Source organism: Pseudomonas sp. DNDY-54 (assembly GCF_019880365.1).
GTDB classification, from domain to species: domain Bacteria; phylum Pseudomonadota; class Gammaproteobacteria; order Pseudomonadales; family Pseudomonadaceae; genus Stutzerimonas; species Stutzerimonas stutzeri_P.
In genome coordinates this window covers 789,485-805,237 of sequence record NZ_CP082271.1, presented here as the reverse complement: position 1 = coordinate 805,237, position 15,753 = coordinate 789,485, and the positions used below count along the sequence as shown (strand labels likewise).

Genomic DNA, 15,753 nt, shown 5'->3' with positions numbered 1-15,753 from the left:
ACGGCTTCTTAAGCCATCCGCCTAACAAGGCTGTGGGAGCTGCACGGAAAGCTTTCCCACGCCAGCACACAGCAAGGGATCACCTCACCGTTGCGCGTTGGATAAGAGTTTGGCCGTGACGCCGAGCGATTTTCTTTCTACTTTTGCTGTGTAAGCGCACTCGCGTGCATGATCCATCCACTAACAACAACAAAAAGAGAACGAACATGCAGACCCCGCTGAGCAGCATCGACCGCAAGATTTTGCTGCTGCTGCAACACAACGCCGACCTGTCCGCTGCCGAGATCGCCGAAAAGGTCGAGCTGTCGCAATCGCCGTGCTGGCGCCGCATCAACCGCATGCAGGAAGAAGGGCTGATCGAACGCAAGGTCGCCCTGCTCAACCCGAAGAAGCTCGGGTTGAACATGACGGTGTTCGTCAACATCAAGCTGTCCGCCCACGGGCGCAGCAACCTCGACGAGTTCGAGCGCGCCGTCGTGGGTTATCCCGAGGTGCTGGAATGCCACACCATGGCCGGTGAGTCGGACTACCTGCTCAAGGTGGTGGCCAAGGACATCGACAGCTACGAGCGTTTTTTGCGCGATCAGCTGTTGCAGCGGCCGCACGTGCAGGAAGCGCACAGCCATATCGCTATGAGTGAAGTGAAGCGGACTACGGAGCTGCCGCTGGATTAGTGACGTGACGGCAAGCGAGCAACCGCTTCGCCCCCTGGGCGCCTCCGTGCAGCGCGCGCCGTTTCAAGGCTGGATTCGCTCATGACGACTCGCCCCGCTTCGAAGGCTTTTCCAACGTCGGCGCTAGGGTCTGTTGACGTTTCAGCGCACTCCGCGTTGCTGCGCAAAATGTCGCCAGGCAAGGCGCGGGACGCAGGGAATGGTCGCTCCCTTGCCAAGTCCCGCAACGCCGCATGGTGACATTTGCCGCGCAACCCGAAGAGCCGGGCGCGGACGCGCTGAAACGTCAACAGCCCCCAGGTTCATGCCTGAGAACCCGGCGGCAGAGCGCCAAAAAAACTAAAGCACACTCTCCGACTGTCGATAACTCAGCATCGCCTGTACCCAGGCACCCTCATCCAACACATCTCCCACCCCAATCCTATCGGCAGACCCGTCACTGCCGGGAGCTCATGCATGTTTGCCAATATCAGGATCGGTCAACGTATCGCGATCAGCTTTGTGCTGTTGCTGATAGTGACCGTTGCCACCCTCGCTTCCTTGTTTTTCATCCGCTTCGAGAGTGTTCTGGCCGATACCGAGCGCCGCGAACTTCGCAGCATCTTCGATAACATCAGCACTGCGATTGCTTCGGAAAGCCTCACCGCCGAGCGTCTCTCAGCGTTAGTGGCTAGCATTCCCGAGGTCCAGCAGGCCATGGCCGATAACGACCGTGAACGCCTCTCTGACCTGTTCGTGCCCGGCTACAAGAAGTTGGCAGGTGACTATGGTCTGAGCCAGTTTCAATTCCACAAAGCGCCTGCGACGTCATTCTTGCGGGTGCACAAGCCAGCTCAGTTTGGTGATGACCTCTCCGCGATCCGTCAGACCATTATCGAAACCAACGCCAAGCAGGCGCCCGTACGCGGGGTGGAGTCCGGGGTGGCCGGGCTGGGTATTCGCGGGCTGGTGCCGATCAGCCATCAGGGCCGCCATGTGGGCTCGGTAGAGTTCGGATTGTCCTTCGGCCAGGCATTCTTCGACGCGTTCAAGGCACGGTACAACGTCGATGTGGGCCTGACACTGCGCGACGAGAAAGGCAGCTTCATGCCTTTCGCCACCACATTCCAGAGTAGTGCGCTGGTCAGCGACAGCCAACGTGCACAAGCCTTTGCTGGGCAGGATGTTCTCTTCCGGACACAAGCCAGTGATCGGCCAGTAGCAGTACTTGTCTCAGCGGTGCATGACTTTTCCGGCAAACCCCTGGGTGTATTGGAAGTTGCCATGGATCGCACCCACTACGCCGATGCCCTCACGGATATGCGTGATACCGCGTTGATAGTGGCTGGCATTGCCATTGCCCTCGGCCTACTGATCGCTTCCCTTGTGGCACGCAGCATCGTGAGACCGATCCGCGTCGCGGTCGATGCCATGCGCGACATCGCGGCCGGTGAAGGGGATCTCACCCGCCGCCTGGAGGAGCACGGGCGCAACGAGGTAGCCGAGCTGGCCGGGGCCTTCAACCAGTTCGCCGAAAAAGTGCGTCGACTGGTCAGTGAGGTGGCCGGTTCCACCACTCAAGTGGCCGCCGCCGCCGAGGAAATGTCCGCGATCACTGACGAATTCAACCGTGACGTCGCGCAACAGCGCCACGAAATCGAGCAAGTGGCCACAGCCATGAACGAGATGACCGCCACCGTACAGGACGTCGCACGCAATGCCGCCCAAGCCGCCGAATCGGCACAACTGGCCGACCGTGAAGCCCAGCAAGGGCAGCAGCTGGTGCACCAGACGGTCAGCTCGATCGAGAGCGTCTCGGCCGAGGTAGAACGCACCGCCTCTGCCATCCAGCGGCTGGAGGCCGACAGTCAGAGCATCAGCGCCGTGCTGGAGGTCATCCGCGGGGTCGCCGAGCAGACCAACCTGCTGGCCTTGAACGCGGCCATCGAAGCTGCGAGGGCCGGCGAGCAAGGCCGCGGTTTTGCCGTGGTGGCAGACGAGGTTCGCACGCTCGCATCGCGTACCCAGCAATCGACCCTCGAGATTCAAAAGGTGATCGAACAGCTGCAAACCGGCGCGCAGAACGCTGCCGAGGTAATGCATCAAGGCAGGGCCCAGGTGGATTCCAGCGTGCTCCAGGCCCAGCAGGCTGGTGCGTCGCTGGTCAGCATCACCGGCGCGGTGACCCGCATCAGCGACATGAACATCCAGATCGCTAGCGCTGCCGAGCAGCAGAGCGCGGTGTCCGATGAAATCAGCCAGAACGTGGTGAACATTAACCAAGTGGCCGACCGGGTGACCGAATCAGCCGGTCAGACCGCGCAGGCCAGCAACCAGCTCGCCCATCTCGCGGCGGACCTGCAAACGTTGGTGGGGCAGTTCAAGCACTGATGGCTCGAGCTGGAAGCTGCGTGGATCGTGGCTTCCAGCTTCAGGGCTAGCTGTTCTCATGCAGCCAGCGCACACGGATTCAACAAGCGGATTCCCGACTTGCCGTTGGACTAGCCGCCCCGCTCAGATCTGGCGCGGCTGCGGACAAACATCGCCATGGGGTCGGCTGGCCCAACGCAGGGCCAGCGGCCCGAGCAACAGCAGCAGCCCCATCAGGGCGAAGGCGGCCCACCAACCCGACAGCTGATCGTCGCCCAGCGCGTCGAGCACCATGCCGAATAACAATGGCCCGAGGAACGCACCGGTAAAGCCGGTACAGGAATACAGCGCCATGGCCGCGCCCCGGTGGCTGGCCGGCGCCACCGCCACCAGCCCGGAGGTCAGCGCCGCCGAGTCCGCGGTCACCGTGACGCTATAGCAGAGGATCAAAATCAACAGCGCCCAGAATGGCAACGCCGCGCCGAGGCCGACAAGGCCAGCCAGCACGGCGGACAGCAGCATTACGGTCATCAGCCAGCGCTGCCGGCCGAAGCGAATCGCCATCTCGTTGCCAAGAATGCTGGCCGGCATCCCGATGAGTGTTGCCAGCATCGCCACCCAGGCTCCGCTCAGCCAGGTCGGCTGGCCCTGCCAGTCACCGGCGAACACGATGAAGGCGACCAGCCAGGCGCGAAAGGCGAACAGCTCAAGGTTGTGCATGGCATAGGCCAGGCAATAGGCGATGACGGGCCGTTCCATCAGCGGGGCCAAATCCAGCCAGTGCCGCGGCTCATGCAGGGCGACCGGCTTGGGCGGCAACCCGCGCCACACCATCACCCACGCAAGAAGCGCACAGCCCCCGCTGAGCAGCGCGGGGAGTTCCCAGCCGCCAAGCTTCGCCAGTTCGCCGGCAAGCAGAAAGGACAGCGCCGTGCCCAGCCCGAAGCTCGCGGTGTAGAACGCGATCGCACGCGACTGCGCCGGGCCCTCGATCCGTTCGGACAGGGCCTTGAGCCCGGGCATGTAGGTACCGGCCAGGCCAACGCCGGCCAGCACGCGCCAGAGCAGCGCCGACCAGAAGTCATCAGCCAACACGAAGCCAGCGCTGGCGAAGGCGGTCAACAGCATTGCCCAGAGGTAGATCAGCCGCGCATCGTGGCGATCGGTCAGCCCGGTCAGCACCGGCACCGCGAGCATGTAACCCAGAAAGAATCCGCCACCGATCCAGCCTGCTTCGGTGTTATCCAGCTGCCAGAGCACCTGAAACTCAGGCAGCAAAGCAGCAAAGAGTGCAAAGCCGGCCATACCCAGCGTTTCGGCGAGGCACATGACCAAGGTGAGGCGGCGAGCAGCGGGGCTTGCGTTGGAATCAGGCGGTGAAGCCTCGTTAGGGCTCATTTGGCATCCACCATCGCGGCGAAACTCAGGGACTGGCCGTCGCAGGCCATGCTGACGCCAGCCGGCAACGCGTCAGGGTTGTCCAGCAACCAAGTATCCAAATTGTGGCCGATATGGGTCAGCAGCGCCTGTTTCGGTTGCAGCTCGGCAATCACCGCCAGCGCCAGGGTCAGGTCGTTGTGATTCTGCGGTGCGGCTTGGGGCGGGCTCGAGCAGTCCAGCACCAGCAGGTCCAGCGGCCGCTGATGCAGTACGCTCAGGCTGGCATCCGGCACCCCCAGCGTGTCCGTGAGATAGGCGATGCGGCGTCCCTCTCCTTCGAACAGATAGCCCAGGGTCGGCTTGGAGTGGTTGAGCGGTAATGCCGTGACACCCAGCTCGCCCAGCGCACGATGCTCGAGCACTTCGAAGGGCTCTGAGAAATCCAGAATGCCCGGGTGCTTATAGAGATCGGCCAGGCCCTCAGGATCGCTCGGACCATGTACCGGAATGCGCAAGCCCAGCCCCCAGCGCAGGTGCAACAGCCCTTGCGCATGGTCGGCGTGGTAATGAGTCTGCAGGATCCCGCTGAGGCTGCCGGGCGTGAAACGCTCGGTGAGATCGGTCAGGCCGCTGTCGATCAACCAGCGCTGCGAGCCGCATTCGATCAAGGCGCAGCATGGCCCGCGGCGCCAGACCGGATCGAGCCGCGCGCGCTCGCAAGCCGCGCATTCGCAGTTGTACACCGGCACCAGGCGGGCATTGCCGCTGCCGAGGATGGTCAGGCGCATGCGCGGGCCTGGTCGATCAACTGAAGCAAACGCTGCACGGTCTGATCCAGCGGCCCGGAATTATCCAGTATCAGCGCCTCGCTCTGCTCCGCCGCCGAGCGAAATTGTTCGTTGCGGGTAAGCCGTGCCTCGATCTCTTCAATCGACTCACGCCCGCGCGCCAGCAGGCGCTGACGCAGCACAGGCAGCGCCACGGTAAGCAGTACCGCCTGCAGCTGCGGGTACCGCGCACGCGCCTCGCTCAGATAGCCGCGCGACCCGTTGACCAGCACATCCTCACCCGCCGCCAGCCACTCGTCGATCTGCTGGGGTATGCCGTAGTGCAAGCCGTTGGCGTGCCAGTTCAGCGCGAACGCACCGTTGCGGCGCAGCTGCTCGAATTCGGCTTCGGTCACCGCCAGGGCATCCTCCCCCGCGGCTTCCGCGGAGCGGGTGATGACGCGCCGCGCGATCCGACACCCGCGCGCCTGCAGCGGCTCGCGGGCAGCCAGCAGCAGGCTGTCCTTGCCGGCGCCGGAGGGGCCCATCAGATAGATCAATCGTCCCTTCATCAAAACACCCTTCTGCCTTGTCTCCATACCTGTCTGACCACTGGCAGGCCGTGCCTGTCGCTCGCGTGCAGCAGATCGGCGCGCAGACCGGGGCTGATCTCGCCACGATCATCGAGCCCCGCGGCCCGAGCCGGTGCCAGACTGACCGTGGCGATGGCTTTGGGCAAGTCATAGCCGTTGCCCAGCGCCGAGAGCATGAAAGCAGCCTGTAGCAAGCTCGCCGGGTAGTAATCGCTGGAAAGGATATCCAGCGCTCCGCGACGGGCCAGATCCGCCGCAGCAATGTTGCCCGAATGCGAGCCACCGCGAACGATGTTCGGGGCGCCCATCAGCACCTTGAGCCCGCGCGCATGGCTGGCCTCGGCCGCCTCGAAGGTAGTCGGAAATTCAGCGATGGCCATGCCGAAGCCGGCCGATTCCTCGACATGCGCAAGTGTCGCGTCATCGTGACTGGCCAGCGCCAAGCCACGAGCCTGGCAGATGTCGACGACGGCGCGGCGCTGGCGGTCGCTATGCTGCTGGGAATTGGCGATCTGCTGGTCACTGAACGCATCCATCTCCGCCTCGCTGAGGTGGTACTTGCCCATGTAGTACTCGCGGTATTTCTGCGCGTGGGCAAACTGGCGCTGGCCCGGCGAATGGTCCATCACCGATACCAGTTGCACCAGCGGCTGCTCCACCAGGTCGCGGAACAGGCTCAGCGCGTCCGGATGGCACACCTCGCAGCGCAGGTGCAGCCGGTGCTCGGCACGGGTGTCACCCGCCGCTTCGGCATGCGCGATGGCGTCAAGCATGGCCGGCAACTGCTGCATGCGCTTGCCGCGCGGGTTGATGTCGCCGATGGACAAGGCGTCGAACACCGTGGTGATGCCCGCAGCGACAATCTGCGCATCGTGGGTCAGCACCGCCGAGGCCGAGGGCCAGTCGACGCCGGGGCGCGGCGTCATGTGTTTTTCCAGATTGTCGGTGTGCAACTCGACCAGACCGGGCATCAGGTAGTCGCCACCCAGATCCTGTGCCTGGGGCAGCTGGCTGTTGCCTTCGTTGAGTTCGGCAATCAGCCCGTCACGGATCACCAGCGTGCCGTCGATCACCCGCCCAGCGGTAACGACGCGGGCGTTGGTCAGAATCAGTTCAGCAGGCATGGCGATGCTCCTCGGCAGTCATGTCCAGGTAGCGGTCGGCGACTGCTTCGCGGATCGCGCGGTCATGGAAGATGCCGATCAGCGCGGCCCCTGCGGCCTTGGCCTCACTGATCAGCTCCAGCACCACCCGACAGTTGGCCTCATCCAGCGAGGCGGTTGGCTCGTCCAATAGCAGCACGGGCCACTGCACCATGAAGCCGCGCGCCAGGTTCACACGCTGCTGCTCGCCGCCGGAAAAGGTCCCGGGTGCCAACTGCCAGAGGCGCTCGGGAATGTTCAGCCGGGTCAACAGGCTTTCGGCACGCAAACGCGCCTGCTCACGATCCCAGCCACGCGCCAGCGCCGGCGCCATGACCACCTCCAGACACGGCACGCGTGGAATCACCCGCAGAAACTGGCTGACATAGCCGAGGCTTTCGCGGCGCACTGCCAGCAGCTGTCGCGGCTCGGCGCCGACCAGCTCCAACGGCTCGCCGCGATGCTGCAGGCGGATGCTGCCCGTGGCCAGGTAGTTGCCGTACAGGCAACGCAGCAGCGTCGACTTGCCCGCGCCGGAGCGACCGTGCAGTACCAGGCATTCGCCTGGCGCGACAGCAAAGCTGACCGCTCGCAGCACATCGAGGGTCACGCCGTGCTGCTGATGAAGGGTGAAGGATTTGCGGAGGTCGCGGACCTCGATTGGGCTGCTCATGGGTAACCTCGCAACATAGAAAACGGCCTGAAGTCGGGCCTGCGTACCTGGTTCGCGAGCAAGCTCGCTCCTACGAAAGCGGAAACCTCCCAGCACTCGCGGCCGACATCGCCCTCCTGTAGGAGCCAGCTTGCTGGCGAAGCTTTTCGCGACGAACCGACCGCCATACGCGGCTTGGTTGTAAGCCCCCTCATGGCTGCAGCACCGACGAGACCAACAGCTGCGAGTAAGGGTGCTGCGGGTCATCGAGAATCTGATCGGTGAGGCCGGTTTCCACGACGCGGGAGCGGCGCATGACCATCAGCCGATCCGCCAGCAGCCTTGCCACTGCCAGGTCGTGGGTGACGATCACCACGGCCAGATCCAGCTCGTGCACCAACCCACGCAACAGGTCGAGCAGGCGCGCCTGAACGGATACATCAAGGCCGCCGGTGGGCTCGTCCATGAACACCAGGCGCGGACCGGACACCAGGTTGCGAGCGATCTGCAAACGTTGCTGCATGCCGCCGGAGAAGGTACGCGGCAGATCGTCAATGCGCGCCGGGTCGATCTCTACCTGGCTCAGCCAGTCCAGCCCAGCCTGACGCAGCTGGCCGTAATGCCGTTGCCCCTGGGCCATCAGCCGCTCGCCGATGTTGGCGCCGGCCGAAACGCCCATGCGCAGCCCGTCGCGCGGGTTCTGTTCGACAAAGCCCCACTCGGTGCGCAGCAGGCTACGGCGCTCCGCCTCGCTGGCGGCGTAGAGATCGAGCCAGGCACCGTCGCGGCCGCGATAGCTGACCGATCCCCGGTCGGGCGGGCAGCGTCCGGAGAGCAGGCTGAGCAGCGTGGATTTGCCGGAGCCGGACTCACCGACGATGCCCAGCACTTCACCAGGATAAAGATCAAAGTCGACGCCCTGGCAGCCGGTGTCCGGCCCGTACAGGCGCGTCAGCCCGCGGACGGACAGCAAGGGCTGATCAAGGCGGCTGGCGGGTTGTTGCAGTTCGAGCGCGGCGTTCATTCGGCGGCCTCCTGGGCGTCGCGGCGTTGCGTGCAGTAATCGGTATCCGAGCAGACGAAGCGCTTGGTTCCGGCGTCGTCGACAATGAGTTCGTCGAGGTAGGAACTGTCACTGCCGCAGAAGGCGCAGCATTGGCCCCACGCTTGGATGGCGAAGGGGTGATCCTCAAAATCCAGGCTGCGCACGTCCGTGTAGGGCGGCAACGCATAGAGGCGCTTTTCGCGGCCGGCGCCGAACAGCATCAGCGCCGGGCTCATGTTCAGTTTCGGATTGTCGAATTTCGGGATCGGTGACGGATCCATCACGTAGCGGCCGTCCACCGTTACCGGGTAGGCGTAGCTGGTGGCGATATGGCCGAAGGTGGCGATGTCTTCGTAGAGCTTGACGTGCATGACCCCATAATCGGCCAGCGCGTGCATGGTCCGGGTCTCGCTTTCCGACGGTTCGATGAAGCGCAGCGGCTCGGGGATCGGCACCTGATAGACCATGATCTGGTCGTTGCGCAGCGGCGTTTCCGGAATCCGATGGCGGGTCTGGATCACTGTCGCCTCGGGCGTGCGAGTGGTAGTGGCAACCCCCGCGGTGCGGGCGAAGAAGCGGCGGATCGACACCGCGTTGGTGGTGTCATCGGCGCCCTGATCAATCACTTTGAGTACGTCTTCGGCGCCCAGAATGGCGGCGGTCAGCTGCATGCCGCCGGTGCCCCAGCCGTAGGGCAACGGCATTTCGCGCCCGCCAAAAGGCACCTGATAACCGGGAATCGCCACGGCCTTGAGCAGCCCGCGGCGGATCATGCGTTTGGTTTGCTCGTCGAGGTAGGCGAAGTTGTAACCCTGCTCTGTCGCGCCGGGCTGACGGTCAATAACGGCCATATTCATGCGCGGCGCTCCTTGGCATCGGGCTCGGACTCGGTCGTGGCGGTCTCCTCGACCGGTGCGCGGCGCAGCTTGCGAATCAACTCCAGTTCCGACTGGAAATCGACGTAGTGCGGCAGCTTGAGGTGTGAGACGAAGCCACCGGCTTCGACGTTGTCGCAGTGCATCAGCACGAACTCTTCCTGCTGCGCCGGGCCTTGCACCGTCTCGCCATACTCGGCGCCGCGCAGCGCACGATCGACCAATGCCATGCCCATGGCCTTGCGCTCGGCGTAACCGAAGGCCAGCCCGTAGCCGCGGGTGAACTGCGGGTCGATGCCCTGCCCGCCGACGAACTGGTTGACCATCTCGCACTCGGTCACTTCGATATCGCCCAGCGGTACGGCGAAGCCCAACTCTGGCGGTTCCATCCAGACCTCGACATCGCCAATGCGGATTTCCCCGGCAAAGGGGTGATTGCGGCCATAACCGCGCTGGGTCGAATAGCCCAGCGCCAGCAGAAAACCTTCATCGCCACGGGCCAGCGCTTGTAGCCGTTGGGCGCGACCGCTGGGGAACTCCAGGGGTTCGCGGGTGATGTCCGGCACCGCCTGATCGTCGCCCCGCTCGGGCTTCATCAAGCCTTCCTTTGCGAGCAGATCGAGCACACGTGGACAGGCTGCAAGCTCGGCTTGAGGATCGAGTTCCGGACCGGGATGCTCGCCCTCGGCCAGCAGGCTGAAATCCAGCAGGCGATGGCTGTAATCGAAGGTCGGGCCGAGCAGCTGGCCGCCGGGCAAATCCTTGAAGGTGGCCGAGATGCGCCGGTTCGGACGCATCTGCGCGGTTTCAAGAGGGACGCTGGCGCCGAAGCGCGGCAACGTCGTGCGATAAGCGCGCAGCAGGAAGATCGCTTCGAGCAGATCGCCAGCCGCCTGCTTGATCGCCAGCGCCGCCAGCTCCTCATCGAACAGCGACCCTTCGGCCATCACCCGAGCCACCGCCAACGGCAGTTGCTGACGGATCTGCTTGACGCTCAACTCGGGCAAGGCGGTATCGCCGCGGCGCTTCTTCGCCAGCAGCCGGTGAGCATTATCGATGGCCTGCTCGCCACCTTTGACGGCTACGTACATCAGGCGACCTCCTCTATCGATGCGGCTATGCGGGTGCTGCGGGGCAAGCCGATCAGGGACTGGTCGGCGGCAAAAAACAGGTCCAGCCCGCGCGGGAAATCATTGCGAGCGGCGCGCTGCTGCCAGAACGCAGCCGGTACCGGCAGGCCCACCTCGCGCTGGCCGAAAATCCCTGGGCCGCTCCAACTCAACGCTGCGCCACCCTCGAGGGCATTGACCTGGACCAGCAACGTGCAGGACTGGTCGGGAAAGCGTTCACTGCCGGTGCAGAAACCGGACAGATCGACCAGCTCTTGAACACCGAGCAGCGCGAAATCAGCCGATTCGCGATCGGCCACGATCGGGCAGCCGCAATGAAACGCCAGGTTGGCACGCACCGTCGGCGTATCGAACGCAGGAGCCAGCCACAACCGCGTATCGCCATCGAGCAGGCTGAGGCACAGCGCGTAGCTCGCCGGGGCCAGAGGTTCAAGCGCCTGTACGGAGATCAGCGGCTGCGTCAGGCCAGGCTCGGCGAGCGCCTTGAGCGCGGTGCGAAACACGCGCTGGCTGTCGAGCACCTGATCGTCGAACGCCGGATGCAAAAGATCTGCGCTCATCAGTCTTCTCCTCTGACCAGTGTGAAAAATTCCACTTTGCTGCTGGCGGTTTCGGCGTCCTGCGCCGCGCGGCGTGCCGCCTGGATGGAGGCGAGCGGCGTGATGACTTGCGCCTGCCAATGCGCCTGATCGCGACCTTGCAAGTGCGCATCGGCCAGCGCGGCCAGTTCAGCGTGGCGCTTGTCGCGCCCGGCGACGTAGCTGTAGCCGGTCCGGCCATCGCCAAGCCGTACCACGCAACGGGTAACGGTCATTTCTCCGAGGTTGAACGCGGCACCCGTACCGCCCATGCGGCCGCGAACCAACGTCATGCCGATTTCCGGGGCGCGGACCAGCTGGTAGTTGATGTCCTTGAGCTCGGCCTCGTAGCGCGCCAGCTCATCGCCAGCACGGGCAAGCACGCCCATCCAGCGTTGGCGAGTGGCAATTTCTGGGGTCATGCGCGTCTCCATCAGGTGGCGACCTGGTACTGGAAGCAATCGGCGCGGCTGGTCGACAGCGACAGCTCCACCGGCCGCCCGGCCAGGTCATGTGAAAGGGTGAGTACGGTCAGCAGTGGCGCGTGGCGCGGCATCAGCAACTGGTCAGCCTCGTCCGACGTGGGCAGCCGGGCGCCGATCAGGCTGAAGGCGCGGTGCAGCGGCAGTTGACGTTCGGCCAGGTACTGGCGCAGCGACCCGCCGTTGTAGTCCTCCAGCAACGTCTGGTGACTGGCACAGAAGCGGTGTCGGATCAGGCTGACCGGTTGCTGGTCGAGCAGCCGCAAGGTATGCAGCTCCAGCAAGGTCGCACCCTCGCCCAGCTTCAGGTAGTCGGCCTCTTCCGATGTGGCCGAACGCAGCTGGCGTTGCAGCAGCCGCGCCTGGACACCGTGCCCCTGCGCCGAGAGTGACTCGCTGTAGGCACTGCCGGCCGCCAGCGGATAGATCAGCGGACGCGCCAGCACTCGTGTACTGCGGCCCTGTTGGCGCAGCACGCGGCCCTCGCTGACCAGCTCATCGATGGCGCGGCGCAGCGTATGCCGATTGACCGCAAACCGGGTCGCGAGCTGGACCTCGCCGGGCAACTGATCGCCGGGCTGCAAGTGGCGTAACTCCTCACGCAACTGAGCGGCCAGTTGCAGGTATCGCGGTTGAGGTTGTCTAGACAGGTGCATGGCTAAAAAAGGACGCACACGGCGCCGGTCTCCGGTCAGATGAAGAGTTTGCGCAGGCGCTGGGAGATGATGTCGATCACGCTGACCACCGCCACGATGACGATCAGCAGCGCGCAGGTCTGGCCGAACTGGAAGCCGCGAATGGCCTCCCAGAGAATTACGCCGATGCCGCCGGCGCCGACCATGCCCACCACCGTCGCCGAGCGCACGTTGGATTCGAAGCGATACAGCGCGTAGGAAATCCACAACGGCAGCACCTGTGGAATGACACCGAAGATGACCTCTTGCAGCGCGCTGGCACCGGTGGCGCGCACGCCTTCAACCGGGCCTGGCTCAATCGCTTCGACCGCTTCGGCGAAGAGCTTGGCAAGCACGCCGGTGGTGCCGACGAACAGCGCCAGTACGCCGGCGAAAGGCCCGAGGCCGACCGCAACGACGAAGAGCATCGCGAAGACCATTTCATTGATCGAGCGGCACGCGTCCATCAAGCGCCGGACCGGTTGGTAGACCCACCAGGGCACGATGTTATCGGCACAGAGAATGCCCAGCGGAATCGCGCAGAGGATGGCCAGTACCGTGCCCCAAAGGGCGATCTGCACGGTGACGATCATCTCCGTCAGGTACAGCTCCCAGTTGCTGAAATCCGGGGGAAAGAAGTCGGCGGCGAAGGTCGCCATGTTGCCGGCGTCACGGATCAACATAAGCGGGTTCATCTCGGCGCCCTGCCAGGACCAACCCAGCAGTGCGAGAAACAGTCCCCAGCCAACCAGCTTGAACCACGAGTGTTTCTGCGGCGCGGCAACTGGGGTATGCGCGGTTAGTGAAGTCATCGGATGCTCCGGCAAACAGAAGTCGGCCGCCGCTTGCGCGGCGGCCAGCGGATCAGCCAGCCGTAGCGGCGGCGGTTTTCTGCTCGATCTCGGCCATGCGCTGCTCGAGCGCGGCGAGCTGGGCGTCCAGTTCCTTCAATTGAGCCTGCTTGTCGCTGTCGTCCAGCTTGGCGTTGTTGGCGACTTCGCTACGCTTCTTGAACAGCTCCAACTGACGGATCGGCAGCAGCTGGTCATCATCCGAGGCGCGGAACTTGCCCCACTGCAGGTCAGCCAGCACCTCCATTTCGTCGGGCTTGTCGCCGTAGGTCATGAAGAACTCGCGAATGTCGGCTTTGGTCGCGTCCGGCAGGTTCTTGCGCCAGACCATTGGGTCAGCTGGAATCAGCGGCGAGGTCCAGATCACCTTGAGTTGCGCGGCCTTCTCCGGCGCGGTCAACTCCAGACGCTCCATGCCCTCGTTGTTGAAGGTGCCGACGTCTACCTGCTTGTTGGCGACCGACAACGCATTCACTTCGTGGCTGCCATTGAGCGAGCGCTTGAAGATCTTGTTGGCGTCTACCTTGTTCTTGGCGAACACGTAGTAGCCCGGCACCAGATAGCCCGAGGTCGAATTCGGATCGCCGTTGGCGAAGGTCAGCTTGCTGGCGTCCTTGAGCATGTCTTCGACGGAGTTGATGGGGCTGTCCTTGTGCGCCACCAGCAGGCTGTAGTAACCCTGCGCACCGTTGGACGCGACGGTCTGGGCGAAGATTTCGCCGCCGGCGCGGTCCACGGCTTCCATCGCCGACTTGTTGCCATACCAGGCCAGGTCGACCTTGTCGAAGCGCATGCCCTGGATGATGCCGGCGTAATCCGGCGCGAAGAAGGCATTGACCTTCATCCCGGTGCGCTCGCTCATGGCCGCGAGGAAGGGATCCCAGACGGCCCGCAGGTTCTGCGAGGATTCGGTGGAGATGATGCCGAAATTCAGTTCCTTGTCTTCCGCGTACGCGCTGCCCAGCAGCGAGCCGGTCAACAAGGCAGAGGCGGCCAGTACGCGGCCAATACGATTGAACATGGAAAAGCTCCTGTCATTGGATGACGGTGGGGTTGGCATGCGTGGCATCAGAAAATCGAGAAATCAGGCCCGCGCCAGGCTCAGCGTCCGCACCTGTTCAGGCACTGGAACGGCAGGTGTGCGGGTCTGATCGGAGAACAGCAGGCTGGCGTCGAGATCGGCGCCATAGAGATCGTTGAGAAGCCGCGAATCGAGGTCGGCACAGGCACCGTCGTAATGAATACGGCCGTCCTTCAAGGCCACCGCCCGCTGGCAATAACGCAGGGCGTAGTCGACCTGATGCAGCGTGACGACAACGGTCTTCCCGTCGAGGCGATTGATGTCCGCGAGGATGTCCATGACCTTGCGCGCGGACTCGGGGTCGAGCGAGGCGATCGGCTCATCGGCGAGTATCACTTCGGCCTGCTGCGTCAGCGCACGGGCGATGGCCACGCGCTGCTGCTGGCCACCGGAGAGCGTCGAAGCACGCTGTTCGGCACGATGCGCCAGCCCCACGCGGTCCAGGGCCGCCATTGCCTGTTGCTTCTGCTCGGCGCTGAACATGCCCAGCGAGCCGCGCCAGCGCGGCATACGCCCGAGAAAGCCCAGCAGCACGTTGTCCAGCACGCTGAGGCGATTGACCAGATTGAACTGCTGGAAGATGTAGCCGATGTCGGCACGCAACCGCCGCACGTCCGCGTTCAGACGTCCCGCCGACTGCACCTCGCGCCCCAGCACCTGAATATGGCCACCCGCGCGATCACCGCAGGCCAGCCCCGCGATGTGCCGCAGCAGCGTGGACTTGCCGGAACCGGATGCGCCGATCAGCGCCACCATCTCACCTGGCTGAACGGACAGCGCCAGGTCATGCAGGGCACGTTTGCCTGCGAAGGTCTTGTTCAGACTGTCGACACGGATCACCGCACTCATGGACCGACTCCCTCATCGAGAACGACGGCAACCGTTGGCGGCCGTCTGATGAGGCATGACCTTAGGCACGACCCATGTCGTTTCGGTGAAAGGACTGTGACCGTTCGATGACTTGTCTAAACAGGCGCAACGGACAAGCAGGCGCGTGCCGTCTCGCTCGCCGACCGGTGTCGGCCCGTCGTATCGGGACTAGTCCGGGATGCCGGTCACCTGATCGCCAACCTCGAGTCGGTGTTGACGAAACCAGCCCTGGTTCACTTCCAACGCGTAACGCGCGGACTCGCGCGAACAGCGGATCGTGGTGTCCAGCGGCTGCAGATCGAGGATATCGACGATGCGCCCCTGCTCGTCCATGAAGGCCGCCGAGAGCGGCAGCGGCGTGTCTTTCATCCACAGGCAGTGACGGCGGAAATCGCCGAAGCGAAACAGCATGCCGCGATCCGCCGCGAGCTCGGTGCGCTCCATCAGGCCGCGCGCGCGCTCGTCGGGAGAGCGGGCGTATTCAGCCTTGAGTGGCGTTGCGCCAACCTGCAGGTCGAGCAGCGGCTCACTGGCGTGAGCAGTGGCGAGCCCGGCCAGGGCAACGAGCGATGACAGCAAAGCGGTACGCATGGAACGGTCGACCTCGGAG

17 protein-coding genes and 1 pseudogene are annotated in these 15,753 nt (G+C 64.1%); 3 read left to right on the top strand and 15 right to left on the bottom strand.

Annotated features, from left to right (window positions below):
• The first annotated feature begins 206 nt into the window (after nucleotides 1–206).
• From K4O48_RS03900 to K4O48_RS20630, 3 genes and pseudogenes are all read left to right on the top strand, one after another.
• Entirely contained in the window at nucleotides 207–674 is a 468-nt protein-coding gene (locus tag K4O48_RS03900; RefSeq protein ID WP_019340442.1) for an Lrp/AsnC family transcriptional regulator, read from the top strand.
• Between the two features lie 456 nt (nucleotides 675–1,130).
• Nucleotides 1,131–2,138 (top strand): annotated as a pseudogene (locus K4O48_RS20635) (cache domain-containing protein); the annotation flags it as partial.
• A gap of 117 nt (nucleotides 2,139–2,255) precedes the next feature.
• Nucleotides 2,256–3,044, top strand: a complete 789-nt coding sequence (locus K4O48_RS20630) for a methyl-accepting chemotaxis protein (protein ID WP_409518933.1) — start codon at nucleotides 2,256–2,258, stop codon at nucleotides 3,042–3,044.
• Between the two features lie 123 nt (nucleotides 3,045–3,167).
• On the opposite strand, the gene K4O48_RS03890 is transcribed toward K4O48_RS20630, so the two are convergent.
• The 15 genes from K4O48_RS03890 to K4O48_RS03820 form a co-directional block, all read right to left on the bottom strand.
• Nucleotides 3,168–4,421: an MFS transporter gene (locus K4O48_RS03890; protein ID WP_222910773.1), complete on the bottom strand. Its 1,254-nt coding sequence runs from the start codon at nucleotides 4,419–4,421 to the stop codon at nucleotides 3,168–3,170.
• A complete protein-coding gene (gene phnP, locus K4O48_RS03885; protein ID WP_222910772.1) occupies nucleotides 4,418–5,191 on the bottom strand; it encodes a phosphonate metabolism protein PhnP in 774 nt (257 codons plus the stop codon). The genes K4O48_RS03890 and phnP overlap by 4 nt, the downstream gene beginning before the upstream one ends.
• Nucleotides 5,182–5,742, bottom strand: coding sequence for a phosphonate metabolism protein/1,5-bisphosphokinase (PRPP-forming) PhnN (phnN, locus tag K4O48_RS03880; protein WP_222910771.1), 561 nt, complete (start codon nucleotides 5,740–5,742; stop codon nucleotides 5,182–5,184). Before phnN ends, phnP begins: the two co-directional genes overlap by 10 nt.
• The gene (locus K4O48_RS03875; RefSeq protein ID WP_222910770.1) at nucleotides 5,742–6,887 is read right to left on the bottom strand and encodes an alpha-D-ribose 1-methylphosphonate 5-triphosphate diphosphatase; all 1,146 of its coding nucleotides are present in this window, start codon (nucleotides 6,885–6,887) and stop codon (nucleotides 5,742–5,744) included. Before K4O48_RS03875 ends, phnN begins: the two co-directional genes overlap by 1 nt.
• Entirely contained in the window at nucleotides 6,877–7,578 is a 702-nt protein-coding gene (phnL, locus tag K4O48_RS03870) for a phosphonate C-P lyase system protein PhnL (protein WP_222910769.1), read from the bottom strand. Before phnL ends, K4O48_RS03875 begins: the two co-directional genes overlap by 11 nt.
• Before the next feature lie 190 nt (nucleotides 7,579–7,768).
• Nucleotides 7,769–8,581, bottom strand: coding sequence for a phosphonate C-P lyase system protein PhnK (phnK, locus tag K4O48_RS03865; protein WP_222910768.1), 813 nt, complete (start codon nucleotides 8,579–8,581; stop codon nucleotides 7,769–7,771).
• Nucleotides 8,578–9,453 carry an alpha-D-ribose 1-methylphosphonate 5-phosphate C-P-lyase PhnJ gene (locus tag K4O48_RS03860; protein WP_222911984.1) on the bottom strand — a complete coding sequence of 292 codons (876 nt, stop codon included), beginning with the start codon at nucleotides 9,451–9,453 and terminating at the stop codon, nucleotides 8,578–8,580. The genes phnK and K4O48_RS03860 overlap by 4 nt, the downstream gene beginning before the upstream one ends.
• Before the next feature lie 2 nt (nucleotides 9,454–9,455).
• A complete protein-coding gene (locus tag K4O48_RS03855) occupies nucleotides 9,456–10,568 on the bottom strand; it encodes a carbon-phosphorus lyase complex subunit PhnI (protein ID WP_222910767.1) in 1,113 nt (370 codons plus the stop codon).
• Complete coding sequence (gene phnH / locus K4O48_RS03850; RefSeq protein WP_222910766.1) at nucleotides 10,568–11,167, bottom strand: phosphonate C-P lyase system protein PhnH; 600 nt, start codon at nucleotides 11,165–11,167, stop codon at nucleotides 10,568–10,570. The genes K4O48_RS03855 and phnH overlap by 1 nt, the downstream gene beginning before the upstream one ends.
• A complete protein-coding gene (phnG, locus tag K4O48_RS03845) occupies nucleotides 11,167–11,619 on the bottom strand; it encodes a phosphonate C-P lyase system protein PhnG (RefSeq protein WP_222910765.1) in 453 nt (150 codons plus the stop codon). Before phnG ends, phnH begins: the two co-directional genes overlap by 1 nt.
• On the bottom strand, nucleotides 11,619–12,341 hold the full coding sequence (phnF, locus tag K4O48_RS03840) for a phosphonate metabolism transcriptional regulator PhnF (RefSeq protein WP_260523694.1): 723 nt from the start codon (nucleotides 12,339–12,341) through the stop codon (nucleotides 11,619–11,621). The genes phnG and phnF overlap by 1 nt, the downstream gene beginning before the upstream one ends.
• A gap of 17 nt (nucleotides 12,342–12,358) precedes the next feature.
• Nucleotides 12,359–13,153 carry a phosphonate ABC transporter, permease protein PhnE gene (gene phnE / locus K4O48_RS03835; RefSeq protein ID WP_222910764.1) on the bottom strand — a complete coding sequence of 265 codons (795 nt, stop codon included), beginning with the start codon at nucleotides 13,151–13,153 and terminating at the stop codon, nucleotides 12,359–12,361.
• A gap of 52 nt (nucleotides 13,154–13,205) precedes the next feature.
• Nucleotides 13,206–14,213 carry a phosphonate ABC transporter substrate-binding protein gene (gene phnD, locus K4O48_RS03830; RefSeq protein ID WP_222910763.1) on the bottom strand — a complete coding sequence of 336 codons (1,008 nt, stop codon included), beginning with the start codon at nucleotides 14,211–14,213 and terminating at the stop codon, nucleotides 13,206–13,208.
• A gap of 63 nt (nucleotides 14,214–14,276) precedes the next feature.
• Complete coding sequence (gene phnC / locus K4O48_RS03825) at nucleotides 14,277–15,122, bottom strand: phosphonate ABC transporter ATP-binding protein (protein ID WP_222910762.1); 846 nt, start codon at nucleotides 15,120–15,122, stop codon at nucleotides 14,277–14,279.
• A 189-nt stretch (nucleotides 15,123–15,311) separates the two neighbouring features.
• A complete protein-coding gene (locus K4O48_RS03820; protein WP_222910761.1) occupies nucleotides 15,312–15,734 on the bottom strand; it encodes a DUF192 domain-containing protein in 423 nt (140 codons plus the stop codon).
• Nucleotides 15,735–15,753: the final 19 nt, after the last annotated feature.